Source organism: Streptomyces sp. NPDC059037 (genome assembly GCF_042740015.1).
Lineage (GTDB): Bacteria > Actinomycetota > Actinomycetes > Streptomycetales > Streptomycetaceae > Streptomyces.
This window is the reverse complement of sequence record NZ_JBHYIG010000222.1, coordinates 1-16,651: the sequence shown is the minus strand read 5'-3', so window position 1 is coordinate 16,651 and position 16,651 is coordinate 1. Positions and strand designations below refer to the sequence as shown.

Here is a 16,651-nt window from a genome sequence, read left to right as displayed (position 1 = left end):
CCAGGAGCGAGGTGAGCAGGAGCGGGCCGAGCGTGCGGGCGACGGGGACGCCGGTGCCGAAGAAGCCCTGGTACTGGCCCACTTGGTGGGCGGGGGCCAGGTCGAAGCCGAGCTGCCAGGAGCCCGCGGACTGCTGCATCTCGGCGACGACCTGGAGCACGGCGCCCACGACGAGGACCGCCACCGTCGCCCACACCGGCAGGCCCGCTGCCGAGCAGGCGAAGACCACGCACGACGCGAGCATGACCAGGCCGGAGCGCCGCACCGCGCGGGTCGCCGTGCGCGGTCCGCTGACATCGCGGGCCATCCGGACCTGGAAGGCCATCACCGCAAGGGTGTTGAGGACGAAGAGCGCCGAGACAAGCCAGCTCGGCGCGTTGGTCCGCTCCACGACCCACAGCGGAACGGCGAGGCTCAGGAGCGGCATCCGCAGCAGCAGAACCGCGTTGAGCGCGGTGACGACGGCGTAGGGCCGGTCCCGGAGCACCGCGAGGCGCGGCTCGCCCTGCGCACGGGCCGGGGAGCCCGGCACCACGGGCAGCCGCAGCAGCGTGACCGCGCAGAGCAGGAAACCGGCCGCGTCCAGCGCGAACACCGCCAGGTACGCCTCGCGCGTGTCCTGGCGCAGGGCGAGCCCGCCGAGCGCGGCGCCCACGGCGAGCCCGGCGTTGAGCGTCGACTGCAGGTGGGCGAGGACGCCCGTACGCGCCGATGGCTCCACGAGTCCGGCGAGCAGCGCCTGCCGCGCCGCGGCGAGCCCGCACTGCGCGACGGCGTACAGGACGGCGGTGAGGAGGAAGGGAACGAAGGACCGGATGAACAGGAAGGAGCCGACCGACGCGCTGGTGGCCAGGGCGAGCAGCGCGGCCGTTCCCCGCGGCCCCTTCCGGTCGGCGAGCGCGCCCAGCGGGACACCGGTGACGGAACCGATCGCCCAGGCGATGGTGAGCGCGAGCCCGATCTGAGTGGGGGAGAGGCCGACGACACGGGTGAAGTAGAGCGCCGAGGTCACGTAGTAGGCGCCGTCGCCCAGTGAGTTGCTCAGCTGGGCGACGGCGAGAACGCGTGGCGCTCCGGCCGGCGGAAGGATCTGATGCGGCACAACTCTCCCCAGGTCAGCGGCGGTTGGGCCGTCTGGAAAATGTCCTGATGGGAAGAGGTTAGGCAGCCGAGTGGTCCGGTCCATGGACCATTTGCGGGCCGCAGGCTTGGGCCAATCGGTGCGGCCGCCGAGAGCGGAAGCCGCGCCTTCGCTAGGCCCCCGGCGGACGCACCATGTACACGTCGATCGGGTCCTGCTGCTCGACGCTGAACCCATGGCGTTCGTACAGCCGCCTGGCGGCGCTGCCCTGCAGGACGTTCAGGCGGACGAGGTCGCCGGCGGCGTCGGTCCGGTCGAGCAGTGTCCGCAGCACGGCCGAGCCGAGACCCCGGCCTTGGAGCGCGGGGTCGAGATAGAAGTGCTCGAGCCACTGCCCGTCATCGGCGGGACGCAGCGTGACGCAGCCCGCGAAGGCGCCGTCGGCGACGATGACCGAGGTGTGCCGGGGCGAGAAGGAGTCCCGCAGCCGCTGGCGCACCCGGTGCTCGTCGAAGCGGCCGAGCCGCTCCAGATCCGGGCGCATCACCGCCGCCCGCAGCTCGGCGATCACCTCGACGTCCGTGGGCTCGGCGGCCCGCAGGGCCCAGGCCGGGGCGGAAAGGGACACCGGCGACTCGTCCGTACGCGCGTTCATGGCCGCAGTATCCCTGGCCGGCGCCTGACGGCACGGAGTCGTCTCATCGGCGGCCTGGCAGCCGGCGCAGACGCCGCTCAGTTCGAGGGTGTGCTCAAGACCGGCGAAGCCAGTGCTCTCGCCGAGGCGCTCGGCCCACCGCTCGACGACCTCGGCGTCGACCGGCTGACTGCGGCCGCAGCAGCGGCAGATCAGGTAGTGACTGTGCTCGTCCGTGGGCCGCTGCAGATACAGCCGCTCGCCGCCTTCGTCGCGTACGACGTCGACGAGTCCGGCACGGCCCAGCTCACGCAGCGTGCGGTAGACCGTGGTCAGCCCGACCGTGCTGCCGGAGGCGGCCAGTACGGCGTGCAGTTCCTGCGCGGAGACGAAGTCCTGGCACCGGCCGAGCGTTTCGAGGACGGCGGTGCGCTGCCGAGTCCTGCGCAGACCCCGCTCGGCGGCGCGGATGACCCGCGCGGCCGCCGGGGCCGCCGTCCGGGCATGGCTCATGGGGGCTCCTTGGCAGAACGGTGCCGGGTGGAGCCCCCATGCTAAATGAACACGGTTTTCAAGTCGACGCGGGTCGTGCCCCGAAGGGGCGCGGGGCTGCATCTATCTGCGGCTCCGCCGCGGGGCGCGACCAGCCCTCACCGGCCCGCAGGATCCAGCACCGCAATTCCAGCGGAGCGCTCAGGCCTGCTTCTCGTACCCCACGAGCCGCACGCACACGGTCAGCCCCTCGATGGCCTGCTCAAGCTCCGTGAGCCCGGGGTAGCTGGGCGCGATGCGGATGGTGGCGTCGCGCGGGTCGTCACCGTACGGGTGGGTGGCGCCGGCCGGGGTCAGCACGATGCCCGCGTCGGCGGCACGGCGCACGACCTCCTTCGCGCAGCCGTCCGGCACCTCCAGGGTGACGAAGTAGCCGCCCTTGGGGTCGGTCCACCGGGCAAGCCCGGTCGAGCCGAGCTCGGCGTCCAGGATCCGGGCGACCGTCTCGAACTTCGGCTGGAGCAGTGCGCGCTGGCGCTCCATGTGGGCCCGCACACCGTCGGCGTCCCGCAGGAACAGGACGTGCCGCAGCTGGTTGATCTTGTCGGGGCCGATCGACCGCTTGGAGTTGTTGGCGACCAGCCACTGCACGTTCGCCGGGGACGAACCGAAGAAGGCGACACCCGCACCCGCGGCGGTGATCTTCGAGGTGGAGCCGAACACGAAGGCGCGGTCGGCGTGGCCCGCGTCCGCGCAGGCGGCGAGCAGATCGGCGATCTCGGCGGGCTCGTCGGTGAGGTGGTGGGCGGCGTACGCGTTGTCCCAGAAGATCCGGAAGTCGGCCGCGGCGGTCTCCATGCGGGCAAGGCGCGCCACGGTCTCGTCGCTGTACGTGACACCGTCGGGGTTGCTGTACTTCGGGACGCACCAGATGCCCTTGACCGCCGGGTCCTCGGCGACGAGGCGCTCCACGACGTCCATGTCCGGTCCTTCGGCCGTCATCGGCACCGGGATCATGTCGATCCCGAACCGCTCGCAGAGCGCGAAGTGGCGGTCGTAGCCGGGCACCGGACACAGGAAAGCGATCCGCTCCTGGTCCACCCAGCGCGACTCGGCCCCCGGCAGCACGCTCAGCAGGGCGTGCACCAGGCAGTCGTGCATCAGCTCAAGGCTGGAGTTGCCGAGCGCGAGCAGCTGCCCGGCCGGCACCTGCAGCACACCGGCGAAGATCTCGCGGAGCTCGGGCAGGCCCTGCAGACCGCCGTAGTTGCGTACGTCCGTGCCGTCGGCGGCGGTGTGCCGCCCGCCCGGCAGGCTCAGCAGGTCGTCGGAGAGGTCGAGCTGCTCGGGCGCCGGCTTGCCCCGCGTGAGGTCGAGCTTGAGCCCGCGGGCGACAAGGGCCTCATAGTCCTGCAGGGCCCGCTCGCGGAGCCCGCTCAGGGCGTCGGCGCTCAGCTCGGTGGTCATGGGTGTGTCCTCTCACTGCTGGTGGCGCGGCCCGTACTGGCGCCGGGGGCTTCCGTACTGCCTGCCGAGGATACAAACCGGCAGGACCGGGCACGCCCGCCGGGGCGTCCCGGCATACCCTCGGGGAATGGTGCAGAGCGCGGCTGAAGACGTGACCGGCTACCTCGCCGAGGTCTCCGACGGGCGCAGGCCCGCCCTGACCCGGCTGCGGCAGCTCTGCCTGGCGGAGCTGCCGGGCTTCGACGAGGTCATGGCGTACGGGATGCCCGCGTACGCGCGCAACGGCACCGCCGAGATCGCCTTCGCCGCCCAGAAGCAGTACGTCTCCTTCTACCTCCTGCGCGGCGAGGTGCGCGAGGCCTTCGAGGAGCGTCTTGCCGGACACGACATGGGCAAGGGCTGCCTGCGGTTCCGCAAGGCGGAGAACATCGACTTCGACCTGGTGCGGGATCTGCTCAGGGCGACTGCGGCACTGCCTGCGTGACCCGGCCGCGGAGCGCCTTCTCCTCGGCGTCCGCGAGCCAGAAGAGCAGCGGGGACAGCACCAGTTCGAGCACGGCCAGGGCCACCTGGAACCCGTGCGGCCAGCCGTGCACGGCCAGCGAGAGCAGCCGCCCGATCGCGCCGAGCAGGAACACTCCGGTCAGTACCCGCACCGCCGCCGCGGGGATCGGCGACTGGCGGGCCGCCCAGAGCCAGGCGAGGCCGTATCCCGCGAAGATCGCGCCGAAGAACCGCCCGAGGCTGTCGATCGTCGCACCGGCCGATTCCGCGCCCGGGATCGAGGCGTTCCCGAGCAGCACGTGAAAGAGCCCGATCGCCACACACGCGTAACCCATCGCGAGGACGAGCCCGCGGAGCACCTTCGCTCTGGCCATGATCAACCATCCCCCCAACCGCCAGTAGGCACGTCCACCATGCCTCGAACAGATAGTAGACATGCGTAAGATCGCGCACCCGACGTCGGTGCGCGGCGGGGCCGGCATCGACACAGAGCTCTGGAGCGGGGACATGGACGAGGCGACGGCGCGGCGGCTCGGTGCGGGGAAGTATCTGCTGGTCACCAGCTACCGCAAGAACGGAACCCTGGTGCCGACCCCCGTCTGGGTGGTGCGGGACGGCACCGCCCTTGGCGTCTGGACGGTCGCGGACTCCTGGAAGGTCAAGCGGATCCGCAACCGCGCCGACGTCCTGGTCGGCCCCTGCGATGCGCGGGGCAATCCCACCGGCGATCAGATCCCCGCCACCGCCGAGATCTGCGACCCCGCGCAGACGGCCCGCTACCGCACCCTCATCACCCGCAAGTACGGCCTGATCGGCAGGCTGACCCTGCTCGGCAGCAGGCTCCGGCGCGGCCTCGACGGGACGGTGGGGATCCGCATCACGCTCACGGACGGCACCGACGCCACCGATGGCACGGGCGTCAGCGACGCGTCGCCGAGCTGAGCTCGGCACGCCCTTCCGCACTCGCCTCCGTACCCGCGTCCGTACCTGCCTCCGCGTCGATCTCCGACCGGAAGGCGACGGCCATCTCGTGCGCCTGCCGCAGCCCGATCCGGGTGAAGTCCCGCTCCAGCTCGGCGAGTTCGGTCAGCGTCTCGGCCCGGTCGCGGCCGAGCCGGGCGCGTGACTTCACCAGGCCGAGCCGGGAAAGGGCGACGCCGCGCGGCTCCCGCATGGCACGGAACTCCTCAAGGGCGACGGCGTACGTCTCGCGCGCCGCCCCGTAACTCCCGTCCCGGTACAGGACGTTGCCCCGCATCTTGTGGTTGTAGGCGAGCGCGCTCGCCAGATCCATGGCGCGGCAGATGACCTCGGCCTCCGACAGGAGTTCAAGGGCCCGCTCCGTCTCGCCGCGCAGCGACAGGACGTCGGCGACCCCGCGCAGCGACCAGGCCCGCCCCCGCGCGTCCTGCGCGTCGGTCGCGATCCGGACGCACTCGGTGAACAGTTCGAGGGCCTCGGCATGGTCGCCGGCGTTGCGCCGCATCTGCGCTATGCCGGACATCGCCCACACCATGTGCCGCGCCTCGCCGTGCGCCCGGCCCTGTTCGAGCAACTGCTCGTGCAGCGCCGCGACGGCCGCGTAATCGCCCTGGATACGTCCCGTCTCGGCGAGCCCGGCCAGCGCATAGCCATGGGCGAGCCGTTCCCCGCTGTCGGCCGCGAGCGTGACCCCCCAGGCCAACAGCCGCCGGGCGAGCCGCAGTTGCCCGCACTGGCGGGCGAGCGTGCCGCCGCTCCACAGCGCCCAGGCCATGGCGCCGGCGTCCCCCGCCGCACGTGCGCTGCGGTAACTCTCCCGCCAGGCGGCGCGTGCCTCGTCCACCCGGCCGAGCCGCCGCCCCGCCTCGGCGAGGGCGAGTGCGGCGCGCGCCCTCTCCAGTGCGGTGTCCGCATGGGAGAGGGCGCGGCCCGCCGCCGCGTGCACCTCCTCGTAGGAGGAGTTCACTCCAAGCGCCGAGCCCAGTTCCCCCTGGTACTCGGGCGCGAATGCCTTGCCGTGCATAGATCCATGACCTCTCGATCAACTCCGTACGCCGGTCTCCGTACGTTGATCAAGAAGCTACGGGCGGTGCGCGGTGCGGCGAATCCCTCCGCGTATGGGTCATTCCGTACGACTCCAGGGCTACGGGTGGGGCCCATGGTCATCATCGGGACGTACGGGGGAGTGGGGGTCCGCGGTCGTCAGCCGGCGTCCTGCGCGGTGTCCGGCGTGGCATCGAAGGCGGGCATGTCGTCGAAGACGGCAACGGCGTCGGCGGCGACAGTGGCGGCACCGGCGGCGGCCGAGCCCGCCGTCGCGGCCTGGAGGGCCGAGATGCACGCGGCGATCGACTGCTGCAGCTCTTCGAGGCGCAGCAGCATGTCGTCCTCGTAGATGTCGTCGACCTCGGCGTCGTCGAAGGTCAGCTCCTCGAAGACCTTCGTCGCCTTCTGCAGGCTGCTGTAGAACTTCGCGCGGCGCTCCTGGACCCGCAGCTGCGGATCGCTCTGGACGGTCTGCGCGACCAGGTCCTTCACGGTGTCGTACGCCTCGCGGGCCCACTCGCCGGAGTCCTCGCCGTCGTCCAGCTCGTCGATGAGGGACAGATGCCGCTCGGCCTCCTCCTTCAGCTCGGCGGGCGCGTCGATGAGCTGGCCCGCGGGGGTCTTGACCTGTCCCTTGTCGACGATCTGGCGTACGTAGTCGACCCGGTCGCCGGCCTTGGCCTCGGCCGCGACCGCCTTCTTCAGGTCGTCGGCGCGGACGATGTCGCGGACGAGCTCCGTACGCAGCGCCGGGTCCTCGTCGAGCCGGTCCATCAGCGCCTTCCGCGCCGCCTCGGCGGTGCCGGGGTCGGCGAGGATCGCGGCCCTGAGCGCCGTCGGGTTCTCGGCCACCTCCAGCGCCTTGGTGGGGCGGATGCCCTCGGCCTCGGCGGCCTCCGTGATCGCGTTGCCGCGCGGGGTGAGGGCGCTGGAGCGGGACGTGTAGTACGTCAACCAGGCGTCGGCGTCCGGAAGTTCGATGTCCACGCCGGGCGTGAGCGTCTCGAAGTGCGGGACGAGACCGTCGTCGGCCGCCTTGTCCCACGCCTTGTAGTAGCGCATGACGCGGTCGGCCGAGCAGCCGGCCAGCTCGCTGAACTCCTTCGCCGAGACCTTCGGCGTCTCGTCGGCGGCCTGCTCCTGCGGGCTCTGTCCGCCGGGCCGCACACTGCGCGCGACCTTCAGGGCGAAGGCCCAGCCGCCGGTCCGTGCGTAGGCCCCGAACTCGCGGGCGTCCCGGGCCACCGGGTCGGGCACGTCGGCCGACGGGGCGGCCGCGGCGGCCGCCGCGGTGTCGGTGGACGTGTCGGCTGCGTCGGACGGCGCAATGACGAGAGTCACGAAAGGTTCTCCTGGATGGGTATGACAACTATCTGAGAGCTGACTCGCAACCTTATCGCCTCTATTGGCCTGGTATGAGAGCGAGTTGTTCAGGCCAGAACCACCGGCCAAGGGTGCGGAGTCAAGGCTTCCGGCACGGCGGGCTTCTCCGGGGGTCCTACACGAGGCGATCACATCTCCTCCCCGAGGATGACCCTGTGTATGGAGCACTACAGCGACCGTGGGCCGATAGTCCGGCTCTGAGTCGGACTTCCCCGCCCGATCCGGACCGGATATTAGAGGGGAACCTGCTGACCGCCCTGACGTGCACCGATGTGACGCCGGGCACAGCCACCCTGCCTGACAATCCCGACGGGGGTCCCTTTCGCCGTGGCTACGTTCCTCTACAAACTAGGCCGCCTCGCCTTCCGGCGACGCCGCTATGTGGCACTGATGTGGGTGGCGCTGCTGGCCGGCGTCATCTTCTCCTCGTCCGCGGCACCCGCACCGCCCGAAGACTCCTTCTCCATGCCGGGAACGGAGTCCCAGAAGGCCTTCGACCTCCTCGACGAGAAGTTCCCCGCGGCCAGCGCGGAGGGCGCCACGGCCCGCGTCGTCATCCGGGCCCCCGAGGGCGAGAAGCTGACCGAGTCCGGCCCCAAGGCCGACGTCGAGAAGCTGGTCAAGACGCTGGGCGCAGGTCCGCAGGTCTCCGAGGTCGCCGACCCGTACAAGGCGAAGGCGGTCAGCAAGGACGGCACCACCGCGTACGCGTCCGTCACGTACAAGGTCAACGCACAGGAGCTCACCGACAAGGCGCGCGACGCGCTGACCAAGGCCACCGACGACACCCGCAAGACGGGCTACACCGTCGAGACCGGCGGTGACGCGGTCATGGCCGAGCAGGAGATGGGCGGCTCCGCCGAACTCATCGGCATCGCGGTCTCCGCGGTCGTCCTGATCATCACCTTCGGCTCGATGATCGCCGCCGGCATGCCGCTGCTCACCGCCATCATCGGCGTGGGCATCGGGGTCTCCGGCATCGCCGCGCTCGGCAGCCTCCTGGACCTATCGGCCACCACGTCGACGCTGGCGATGATGATCGGCCTCGCGGTCGGCATCGACTACGCCCTCTTCATCGTCTCCCGCTACCGGGCGGAGATAGCCGACGGCCGCGAGCCGGAGGACGCCGCGGGCCGCGCCACGGGCACCGCCGGTTCCGCCGTGGTGTTCGCCGGACTCACCGTCATCGTCGCGCTCTCCGGCCTGGCGATCGTCAACATCCCGATCCTCACCAAGATGGGTCTGGCCGCGGCGGGCACCGTCGCCATCGCCGTCCTCATCGCCCTCACCATGATCCCCGCGCTGCTCGGCTTCGCGGGCAAGAAGGTGCTGCGCCGCAAGGACCGCAAGAAGTCCCCGGCCGAGCTGCAGGACCCGAACGCCAAGCCGAAGCTGGGCACCCGCTGGGCGCGCTTCGTACTGCGCCGCCCGCTGCCGGTGCTGCTGCTCGCCGTGGTCGGCCTGGGAACCGCCGCCGTCCCGATGGCGAGCCTGGAGCTCGGCCTTCCGGACGAGGGCACGTCCGCCCCGGACACCACGCAGCGCAAGGCGTACGACATCCTGTCGGACTCCTTCGGTGCGGGCTTCAACGGCCCGCTGATGGTCACCGTCGACAAGGACAAGGGTGCGGGCGCCGCCGCGGCGGCCGACACGGTCGGCAAGGAGATCGCCAAGATCGACGGCGTCGCGGCCGTGGCGCCCGCGCAGGCCAACAAGAGCGACGACACCGCGATCTTCAACGTCGTACCGAAGACCGGTCCGAGCGACCACAAGACGGAGGAAGCGGTCAAGGAAATCCGCTCGGCCGTCGACGGACTCGGGGACAAGACGGGATCCGAGGTCCTGGTCACCGGCGCGACCGCCATGACCATCGACTTCTCGCAGACCCTGGACGACGCGCTGCTTCCCTACCTGGGCCTCGTCGTCGGCCTGGCCTTCCTGCTCCTGATGCTGGTCTTCCGCTCGGTCCTCGTACCGCTCAAGGCGGCACTCGGCTTCCTCCTCTCGGTGGCCGCCGCCCTCGGCGCAGTCGTCGCGGTCTTCCAGTGGGGCTGGCTGGCGGACATCGTCGGCGTGGACCAGCCGGGCCCGATCATGAGCATGATGCCGATCTTCATGATCGGCGTGGTCTTCGGTCTCGCGATGGACTACGAGGTCTTCCTCGTGACGCGGATGCGTGAGGCGTACGTCCACGGGGCGCGGCCGGGCGAGGCCGTCGTCACCGGCTTCACCCACGGCGGGCGCGTGGTCGCCGCCGCCGCGGTCATCATGATCAGCGTCTTCTCCGGCTTCATCATGGAGAACGACGACATGATCAAGATGATGGGCTTCGGCCTGGCGATCGCCGTCCTCTTCGACGCCTTCGTCGTCCGCATGGCGATCGTCCCCGCCGTCCTCGCCCTCCTGGGCAAGTCGGCGTGGTGGCTGCCGAAGTGGCTCGACCGGCTGCTTCCGAACGTCGACGTGGAGGGCGAGAAGCTGCACAAGCAGCTGGGCGACGTCCCGTCGGCGTCGCACGCCGACCGCGACAGGGAGCTGGAGTCCGTACGCGGCTGAGCACCTGACGCTCCGTGAGGAGCCTCCCTCAGTCAGCCCCGGGTGCCGGTAACGGGACCCGGGGGGGGGCGCGGGTGGGGGGGGGGGGGCGCCCCGCCGCCCGCGGGGCGCGCGCCCCCAGGGCGCCCGCCCCCGCCGCCCCGCCCCCCGCCTGTCGGGGGGTCGGGCGTCAGCGGCCTGCCCGGCGGCGGCCGAGCACGAGGCAGCCTGCTCCGGCGGCCAGGGCCGCGACCGCGACGGCGGCGAGCATCCACAGGCTGGTGTCGCCGGTCTCCGCCAGCTCGGGCGGGCGCGGGCGCGTGGCGGGGGAGGCGGAGGGGGTGCTGGTGGCGGGCGTCGTCGTCGGCTGCGTGGGTACACCGTTGTCCGACATCGAGGGCATCGGGCCGTGGGGCGGCATCGGAGTCGGGGTCTCCGCGGGGGGAGTGACGGGCGCGCCCACCGACGACGTCGAGCTCGGCTTGGGCGTGGGCTTGGATGTGGACGTGTGTGTCGGTGCGGAGGGCGTGTGCGGGGCTTCGCCCCCGTGGCCCGTGTTCGGCTGCGAAGGCGCGCCCGAGGGGCGCGGCCCCGGGGTCCCCTTGTGTCCGTGGCCCGGCAGTTGCCCGTCCCCGTACCCGTGCGGGGATTCGTCGCGGACCTGCTTCCCTGGCGGCTGCCACTGGCCGGTGTGATGCAGGGCCGACCCGGCCGCTGACGTCCCGTCCTCGGCTGCTGCTGCCGTCAGGCTTCCCGTGGTGGCCAGCACGGCCAGGCAGCCGGAAACGGCCAGGTGCCTCATACGGATCTTCATTGACACATCACTCCATGCTCTTCGCCTCGTTGCGCTGGTGTGACTATCGGACGTGGGGTGCCGGCGGTCGGCGGGGCACGCCGTGCGAAGGGCACCGGATCACCCCGTTGTCCGAGGGACCGCAGGCGTCTTCCTGCCGCCGTTCCGTGCGTACTGTCGACGCATGGCACAGCTCTCGCAACGCCTCGCCGAGGCCGTCGACGCGCTCCCCCTCGAACCACAGCTGCGGGTCCTGGAGATCGGCTGCGGGCCCGGTGCCGCCGCGCGGGCCGTGGCGGCACGGCTGGACACCGGGCACATCCTGGCGATCGACAGGTCCGCCGCGGCGGTGGCCCAGGCGCGGATCGCCTGCGCGGCGGAGATCGCGTCCGGCCGGCTCGCCGTACGCCGGTGCGCCGCCGAGCACTTCGTCCCGGAGCCCGGCGAGGGTCCCTTCGACCTCGTCTTCGCGTTCAGGGTCGGTGCGCTGGACGGCCGCCACCCGGAAGCGGGCGCCCGCGCCCTGACCCGCATCGCCGCCGCGCTGACCCCCACGGGGCGGCTCTTCATCGACGGAGGAGACCCGCTGAGGGAGCTGCCTGTCCCGAGGTGATCAGCCGGACACCTGGGGTGCGCCGCCCGCGATCGCGAGAACCGCCGCCCTGCCGCTGTCCGCCACCGCCCGCCCGGGGCACGGTCAGCAGCAGCTCGGATGCCCGTGGAGGCCCGCGTACTCGAACCGGTCATGGATCCGCTGCGCTGGGCCTCGGCCGTCGTGCTGATCGCGCTCGCGGTGCACGGCGGTGCGAAGGCGGTACGGCAGCACCGCGCGCGGCGGTCGGCGGACGGGGCCGGGCCCACCCCGGCACCCATCAGTCCCGCGCGGGCCTATCTGAGCCTGGTCGGGATCACGCTCCTGAACCCCGTCACCGTCGTCTGCTTCGCCGCGCTCGTCCTCGGCAGCAGGACCGACACCGCCCTCGACCGGCCGGCGCAGACCGCGTCCGTGCTCGCCGCCTTCGTCGCGTCCGCGAGCCGGCAGCTGCTGCTCGCGGGCGGCGGAGCACTCCCCGGCCGGGCGTTGACCGGCGGCCGGGGGAGGCTGTGGACGGCGCTCGCGGCCAGTGCCGTGACCGGCGCGCTCGCCGTCCACCCGCTCATGAGCGGTTAGCGGCCCGCGTACACCATCCAGACCTGGCCGCGGGCGAACGGCATCCGGGAGCCGTCGGGACGCGTGAAGGACGTACCGCCGGTGGCCTTCGAGCGCTCCCAACGCGTCCTGTATGCCTTGCCGTTGCGCAGGACCGTGGCGCGTCCGCTGCCTACCGTCTTGATGTACGGGGTCGCCGCGCCGGTGACGTCCTTGTAGCGCGACGGCGGCATGCCCACGTACTGGATGACGATCGTCTTCGCGCCGAGCCGCGCCCCCGAGGTGGTGCGGGCCGGGACCCCGTCGAAGGACGCAAGCCAGCGGCCCTGCCTGTGGGACCAGCGGAAGGTGTGGCTCGCCGATGAGTAGCGGACGGTGCGCTTCTTGGCGGGGGAGCCGCCGGCCGGAGCAGGGCCGAAGCGGAAGCCGATGTCGGTGGGCAGGCTGGCCTTGGGAGCCGAGCTGAGCACGGACTTGGGGCGTACGAACAGGTCGTGCGGGGCGGGGCGGCGGGCGCTGCGGAAGTAGGCGCCGGGGATGCGGGCGTGCGGGCGGGTGTGCAGCGGTGACTCCCGGAGCATCTTGGTGAGCGAGCTGCGCACCCCCGAGTACGCGAGCGCCGGGCGGCCGAACTGCCGCAGCAGCTCGACGTCGGACTCCCGGGCGCTGCGCACCGGACCGAGGGTCTTGGGGAGGCGGCTCGAGTACACGCCCATCAGCCGGCTCACGCCGCCCTCGACCTTCTCCACGTAGACGATGTCCGCCTGCGCGATACCGGTGTGCGGCCGCGCCGACCGCGCGTTGTCGAACTTCACCGCGAGCACCGGGCCCTGACGTGCCGCAAGGCCGGTGAACGGCGACCGGGCGCGCGGCGCGGCCTTGCCGTCGGCCGAGGCGCTCTGGTGTACGGCGCCCAGGCCGAGCGCGCCCACGGCGACCATCGCGAGGAGTCTCGTGCCGATGCGGGTGCGGCGCCGGATCCCGGCCGACCGTGCTGTCATCGCGGATCTCCGTCCGTCCGTGAACCGGGGGTCCGCGGACCTGTCGTACGTACGTGGATGGGGCAGCCGCAGTCCTTCCTCCGGGGCGGCCGCGGTGAACCCGGTTGGGGCCATCCAGCCGTCAGGACTCACCGAGGGGGTGTACGCGCCGGACCCTCCCGCGAGCCCGGCGCGGTCCCGCACCGTCAGGCGGTGTGCAGGGTGAGCCCGTACCGCGACAGGATCTCGTTGACCGGCTGGTGCCAGGTCTCGCCCCCGCCGCCGCAGTTGCCCCAGCCGCCCGATGTGACGCCCTGGGCCTGGTCGCCGCTGATGAACGAGCCGCCGGAGTCGCCCGGTTCGGCGCAGACGCTGGTCTTGGTCATCTGGTGGACGGCGCCCTGGCTGTAGTTGACGGTCTCGTTCTTCGCCAGGACGGTGCCGCAGTGCCAGTGCGTGGTGGAACCGGAGCGGCAGACCGACGCGCCCACCGGCGCTTCGGCCGAACCGCGCACCAACTGGTCGGGGACGGTGCCCCAGCCGAGCACCACAGGGACGGTCCACCAGCCGTTGCCGACGCTGACGTACGCGTAGTCGTCGCCGGGGAAGGAGGAGCCCTGGAAGCTGCCGATGGCCGAGCCGTCCCAGCCGCGCACCGCGGCCCCGGCCTGCCCGCAGTGGCCCGCGGTGACGAAGCCGCCGTGCACCGAGAAGCCGATCGAACAGCGGACGTTGCCCGTGTAATAGGGGTCGCCGCCCACGGTCCCTGCGGCGAAGGTGGTCGGCGCGGCGCCGACCGTCTCGACCTGGACCGGGCCTGCACGGCGGGCCTTGTCGACGAAGCGCCGGACATCGTTGTCGTCCTTTTGAGCGGCGACGACGTTCACGACGACCTTGTTGCTCTGGGGCGCGACGTGCCAGCTGCTGACCCCGGAGGGCGCGGACAGCTTGTCGATCCGTTGCTTGGCGGCGTCCAGCTCCGTCGCGCCGTGGCGGACGATGCGGACGGCCGCGCCGGTCTCCCGCAGGGCCGACGCCTTCCGGGCGCTGGTGGTCGCGACGGTCAGCTTGCCGGTGCCGGCGTCGTACCAGGAGCCGCCGTACGTCGATCCGGCGGTGCGCCGCGCCGTGCGGTCGACGGCGATGGCGGCCTTCTCGTCGGCGAGGCGCTCGCGCGCCTGGCCCGGCGTGAGGCCGAGGTCGTCCTGCAGTGCGGTGAGCATGCCTGCCGACGCGGGGGCGGCGGCGGGCCCAGGCGCGGCGTCGGCGGCGGGTGCGAGCGCGATGCCCGCCCACGAGCCGATCAGGAGTAAGGAGGAGAGGCCGGCGCGGGCCGCGGTTCTGCGTCTCACGGTGGTGCCCTTCTGTCGTTCCAACGGGGTGGGGGAGGAACAGGGTGAAGAGAGCGCTCTCACGATGAGTTCAGGCGGAGTGTAGGAGGGGCTCGGCGGTCATGTCCATACCAACTCGCGTCACGGAAGCCGATCGTGCCGGGGCCCGTAGTCCGCGTAGGGTGCGTGAATGAGCATGCTGGATGACGCCCGCGCGGGCATGAACCCTGAGATCCGGCCGCAGGACGACCTGTTCGGCCATGTCAACGGTCACTGGCTGGAGAACGAGCCGATCCCCGATGATCGCTCCAGCTGGGGCCCCTTCGTGCAGCTGGTCGACACGGCCGAGGAACAAGTGAAGGTGATCATCCAGGAGCTGGCGTCCGCCGCATCGGACGGCGCCGGCTCCGAGGACGCCCACAAGATCGCCACGCTGTACGCCTCCTTCATGGACGAGGAGGCCATCGCCGCCCGTGGGCTCGCCCCGGTGCAGCCCCTGATCGACGAGGTCGCGGGCCTGCGGGACACCCGGGAACTGGCGGCGTTCCTCGGCCGCTTCGAGCGCGTGGGCGGCTCCGGCCTCTTCGGCTCGTACATCGACACGGACGACCGCGACTCCGACCGCTACCTCTTCAACATCCTCCAGGGCGGCATCGGCCTGCCCGACGAGTCGTACTACCGCGACGACAAGTTCGCCGACATCCGCGAGAAGTACGTCGCCCACCTCACCGAACTGCTCACCCTCGGGCGGCACGCCTCGCCCGCCGAGGCCGCACAGACGGTCCTCGCCCTGGAGACCCGGCTGGCCGCCGGCCACTGGGAGCGGGCCGAGACCCGCGACGTACAGAAGACGTACAACCTCCTCGCTCTGCACGAACTGATCACTCTGGCACCGCACTTCGACTGGCGCGCCTATGCCGAGGGGCTCGGCGGCTCGGACGCCGCCATCGCCGAGACGTGCGTCCGTCAGCCGTCCTACTTCCGTCACCTGTCCGCGGTCCTTGACGAGGTGCCGATCGAGCAGTGGCGGGACTGGGTGCTGACCCGGGTGCTGAGCAGCAGCGCGCCGTACCTCACGGACGACTTCGTCCAGAACAACTTCGAGTTCTACGGCCGCACCCTCAACGGCACCCCGGAGCTGCGCGCCCGGTGGAAGCGGGCCGTCGCGTTCGTCGAGGGCTCCATCGGCGAGGCCGTCGGCAAGGAGTACGTGGCCCGGCACTTCCCGCCGTCCTCCAAGGCGATGATGGACGACCTCGTCGCCAACCTCCTTGAGGCCTACCGCCAGTCGATCGCCCGCCTTGACTGGATGACGGACGAGACGAAGGAGCGCGCGTACGAGAAGCTCGCCACGTTCCGCCCCAAGATCGGCTACCCGGACACCTTCCGCGACTACTCGGCTCTCGCGGTCGTTGCCGACGACCTGCTCGGCAACGCGCACGCGGCGGCCGCCTTCGAGTCCGACCGGCAGCTCGCCAAGATCGGCGCGCCCGTCGACCGCGACGAGTGGTTCATGCTGCCGCAGACGGTCAACGCGTACTACAACCCGGGCACCAACGAGATCTGCTTCCCCGCGGGCATCCTGCAGAAGCCGTTCTTCTCGCCCGACGCCGACCCCGCCGAGAACTACGGCGGCATCGGCTCGGTCATCGGCCACGAGATCGGCCACGGCTTCGACGACCAGGGCGCGCAGTACGACGGCGCGGGCAACCTCAACGACTGGTGGACCGCCGACGACAAGACCGCCTTCGAGGCCAAGTCGAAGGCGCTGGTCAAGCAGTACGACGGCTTCTCGCCCCGCAATCTGCCCGGCGAGTTCGTCAACGGCTCCCTGACGGTCGGCGAGAACATCGGCGACCTGGGCGGCCTGACCATCGGCCACACGGCGTACAAGATCGCGCTCGACGGCGGCCCGATGCCTACGATCGACGGCACGACCGGCTCCCAGCGGCTCTTCATGAACTGGGCCTACTGCTGGCGCACCAAGCGCCGCAAGGAGCAGGAGCAGCAGTACCTCACCATCGACCCGCACTCGCCGCCGGAGTTCCGGGCCAACATCGTCCGCAACCTCGACGAGTTCCACGAGGCGTTCGGGACGGCGGACGGCGACGGGCTCTGGCTGGACCACGCGGAGCGCGTACGCATCTGGTGAATCCGGTTGAACCAGGGTGTCGGCCGGGGGTGGCTTGCCGCGGCCGTCACCCGGGTTCAATTCCCCGGTGGCCCCGTGGAGTTGAAGCTGAAGTCGTACCGGCTCGGTCACGGCACGGTGG

The 16,651-nt window shown here is 71.6% G+C and carries 14 protein-coding genes and 2 pseudogenes; 6 read left to right on the top strand and 10 right to left on the bottom strand.

Annotated features, from left to right (window positions below; genetic code table 11):
- The 4 genes and pseudogenes from ACFWY6_RS33610 to ACFWY6_RS33595 form a co-directional block, all read right to left on the bottom strand.
- On the bottom strand, nucleotides 1-1,102 hold a 1,102-nt coding region (locus ACFWY6_RS33610; protein WP_384698589.1), incomplete at its 3' end, for an MFS transporter.
- Between the two features lie 151 nt (nucleotides 1,103-1,253).
- Nucleotides 1,254-1,736 (bottom strand): GNAT family N-acetyltransferase, encoded by a 483-nt coding sequence (locus ACFWY6_RS33605; RefSeq protein WP_384698594.1) that lies wholly within the window; start codon nucleotides 1,734-1,736, stop codon nucleotides 1,254-1,256.
- Between the two features lie 90 nt (nucleotides 1,737-1,826).
- Nucleotides 1,827-2,228, bottom strand: a pseudogene (locus tag ACFWY6_RS33600) (Fur family transcriptional regulator); the annotation flags it as partial.
- Nucleotides 2,229-2,408: 180 nt separating this feature from the next.
- On the bottom strand, nucleotides 2,409-3,674 hold the full coding sequence (locus ACFWY6_RS33595) for an aminotransferase class I/II-fold pyridoxal phosphate-dependent enzyme (RefSeq protein ID WP_384698585.1): 1,266 nt from the start codon (nucleotides 3,672-3,674) through the stop codon (nucleotides 2,409-2,411).
- Between the two features lie 127 nt (nucleotides 3,675-3,801).
- Here ACFWY6_RS33595 and ACFWY6_RS33590 point away from each other — a divergent pair, with 127 nt between their 5' ends.
- Nucleotides 3,802-4,158, top strand: a complete 357-nt coding sequence (locus tag ACFWY6_RS33590) for an iron chaperone (protein WP_384698582.1) — start codon at nucleotides 3,802-3,804, stop codon at nucleotides 4,156-4,158.
- On the opposite strand, the gene ACFWY6_RS33585 is transcribed toward ACFWY6_RS33590, so the two are convergent.
- A complete protein-coding gene (locus ACFWY6_RS33585) occupies nucleotides 4,130-4,552 on the bottom strand; it encodes a DUF4345 domain-containing protein (protein ID WP_384698579.1) in 423 nt (140 codons plus the stop codon). The two genes, ACFWY6_RS33590 and ACFWY6_RS33585, sit on opposite strands and share 29 nt — an antisense overlap.
- 133 nt (nucleotides 4,553-4,685) lie before the next feature.
- On the opposite strand from ACFWY6_RS33585, the gene ACFWY6_RS33580 reads away from it, so the two are divergent.
- The gene (locus tag ACFWY6_RS33580; protein WP_384698591.1) at nucleotides 4,686-5,120 is read left to right on the top strand and encodes a PPOX class F420-dependent oxidoreductase; all 435 of its coding nucleotides are present in this window, start codon (nucleotides 4,686-4,688) and stop codon (nucleotides 5,118-5,120) included.
- Here ACFWY6_RS33580 and ACFWY6_RS33575 read toward each other — a convergent pair.
- Complete coding sequence (locus tag ACFWY6_RS33575) at nucleotides 5,098-6,183, bottom strand: tetratricopeptide repeat protein (protein ID WP_384698576.1); 1,086 nt, start codon at nucleotides 6,181-6,183, stop codon at nucleotides 5,098-5,100. The genes ACFWY6_RS33580 and ACFWY6_RS33575 overlap by 23 nt on opposite strands.
- 179 nt (nucleotides 6,184-6,362) lie before the next feature.
- Nucleotides 6,363-7,547: a hypothetical protein gene (locus tag ACFWY6_RS33570; protein WP_384698573.1), complete on the bottom strand. Its 1,185-nt coding sequence runs from the start codon at nucleotides 7,545-7,547 to the stop codon at nucleotides 6,363-6,365.
- A gap of 369 nt (nucleotides 7,548-7,916) precedes the next feature.
- Here ACFWY6_RS33570 and ACFWY6_RS33565 point away from each other — a divergent pair, with 369 nt between their 5' ends.
- Nucleotides 7,917-10,145, top strand: coding sequence for an MMPL family transporter (locus ACFWY6_RS33565; protein ID WP_384698570.1), 2,229 nt, complete (start codon nucleotides 7,917-7,919; stop codon nucleotides 10,143-10,145).
- Between the two features lie 169 nt (nucleotides 10,146-10,314).
- Here ACFWY6_RS33565 and ACFWY6_RS33560 read toward each other — a convergent pair whose 3' ends face one another.
- Nucleotides 10,315-10,938, bottom strand: coding sequence for an LPXTG cell wall anchor domain-containing protein (locus ACFWY6_RS33560; RefSeq protein ID WP_384698567.1), 624 nt, complete (start codon nucleotides 10,936-10,938; stop codon nucleotides 10,315-10,317).
- Between the two features lie 163 nt (nucleotides 10,939-11,101).
- On the opposite strand from ACFWY6_RS33560, the gene ACFWY6_RS33555 reads away from it, so the two are divergent.
- Nucleotides 11,102-11,530: an SAM-dependent methyltransferase gene (locus ACFWY6_RS33555; RefSeq protein WP_384698564.1), complete on the top strand. Its 429-nt coding sequence runs from the start codon at nucleotides 11,102-11,104 to the stop codon at nucleotides 11,528-11,530.
- Nucleotides 11,531-11,641: 111 nt separating this feature from the next.
- A pseudogene (locus ACFWY6_RS33550) lies at nucleotides 11,642-12,088 on the top strand (lysine transporter LysE); the annotation flags it as partial.
- Here ACFWY6_RS33550 and ACFWY6_RS33545 read toward each other — a convergent pair.
- Entirely contained in the window at nucleotides 12,085-13,068 is a 984-nt protein-coding gene (locus tag ACFWY6_RS33545; protein WP_384698560.1) for a DUF3048 domain-containing protein, read from the bottom strand. The pseudogene ACFWY6_RS33550 and the gene ACFWY6_RS33545 overlap by 4 nt on opposite strands.
- A gap of 185 nt (nucleotides 13,069-13,253) precedes the next feature.
- Complete coding sequence (locus ACFWY6_RS33540) at nucleotides 13,254-14,399, bottom strand: S1 family peptidase (protein ID WP_384698558.1); 1,146 nt, start codon at nucleotides 14,397-14,399, stop codon at nucleotides 13,254-13,256.
- A 169-nt stretch (nucleotides 14,400-14,568) separates the two neighbouring features.
- Here ACFWY6_RS33540 and ACFWY6_RS33535 point away from each other — a divergent pair, with 169 nt between their 5' ends.
- On the top strand, nucleotides 14,569-16,530 hold the full coding sequence (locus ACFWY6_RS33535) for a M13 family metallopeptidase (RefSeq protein ID WP_384698555.1): 1,962 nt from the start codon (nucleotides 14,569-14,571) through the stop codon (nucleotides 16,528-16,530).
- Nucleotides 16,531-16,651 lie beyond the last annotated feature (121 nt).

Excerpts from the sequence above, each read along its gene's own strand:
- ACFWY6_RS33605 (WP_384698594.1), bottom strand. The coding sequence starts at position 1,736 with ATGAACGCGCGTACGGACGAGTCGCCGGTGTCCCTTTCCGCCCCGGCC.
- ACFWY6_RS33580 (WP_384698591.1), top strand. The coding sequence starts at position 4,686 with ATGGACGAGGCGACGGCGCGGCGGCTCGGTGCGGGGAAGTATCTGCTG.
- ACFWY6_RS33560 (WP_384698567.1), bottom strand. The coding sequence starts at position 10,938 with ATGAAGATCCGTATGAGGCACCTGGCCGTTTCCGGCTGCCTGGCCGTG.
- ACFWY6_RS33590 (WP_384698582.1), top strand. The coding sequence starts at position 3,802 with ATGGTGCAGAGCGCGGCTGAAGACGTGACCGGCTACCTCGCCGAGGTC.
- ACFWY6_RS33575 (WP_384698576.1), bottom strand. The coding sequence starts at position 6,183 with ATGCACGGCAAGGCATTCGCGCCCGAGTACCAGGGGGAACTGGGCTCG.
- ACFWY6_RS33555 (WP_384698564.1), top strand. The coding sequence starts at position 11,102 with ATGGCACAGCTCTCGCAACGCCTCGCCGAGGCCGTCGACGCGCTCCCC.
- ACFWY6_RS33585 (WP_384698579.1), bottom strand. The coding sequence starts at position 4,552 with ATGGCCAGAGCGAAGGTGCTCCGCGGGCTCGTCCTCGCGATGGGTTAC.
- ACFWY6_RS33595 (WP_384698585.1), bottom strand. The coding sequence starts at position 3,674 with ATGACCACCGAGCTGAGCGCCGACGCCCTGAGCGGGCTCCGCGAGCGG.
- ACFWY6_RS33545 (WP_384698560.1), bottom strand. The coding sequence starts at position 13,068 with ATGACAGCACGGTCGGCCGGGATCCGGCGCCGCACCCGCATCGGCACG.
- ACFWY6_RS33535 (WP_384698555.1), top strand. The coding sequence starts at position 14,569 with ATGAGCATGCTGGATGACGCCCGCGCGGGCATGAACCCTGAGATCCGG.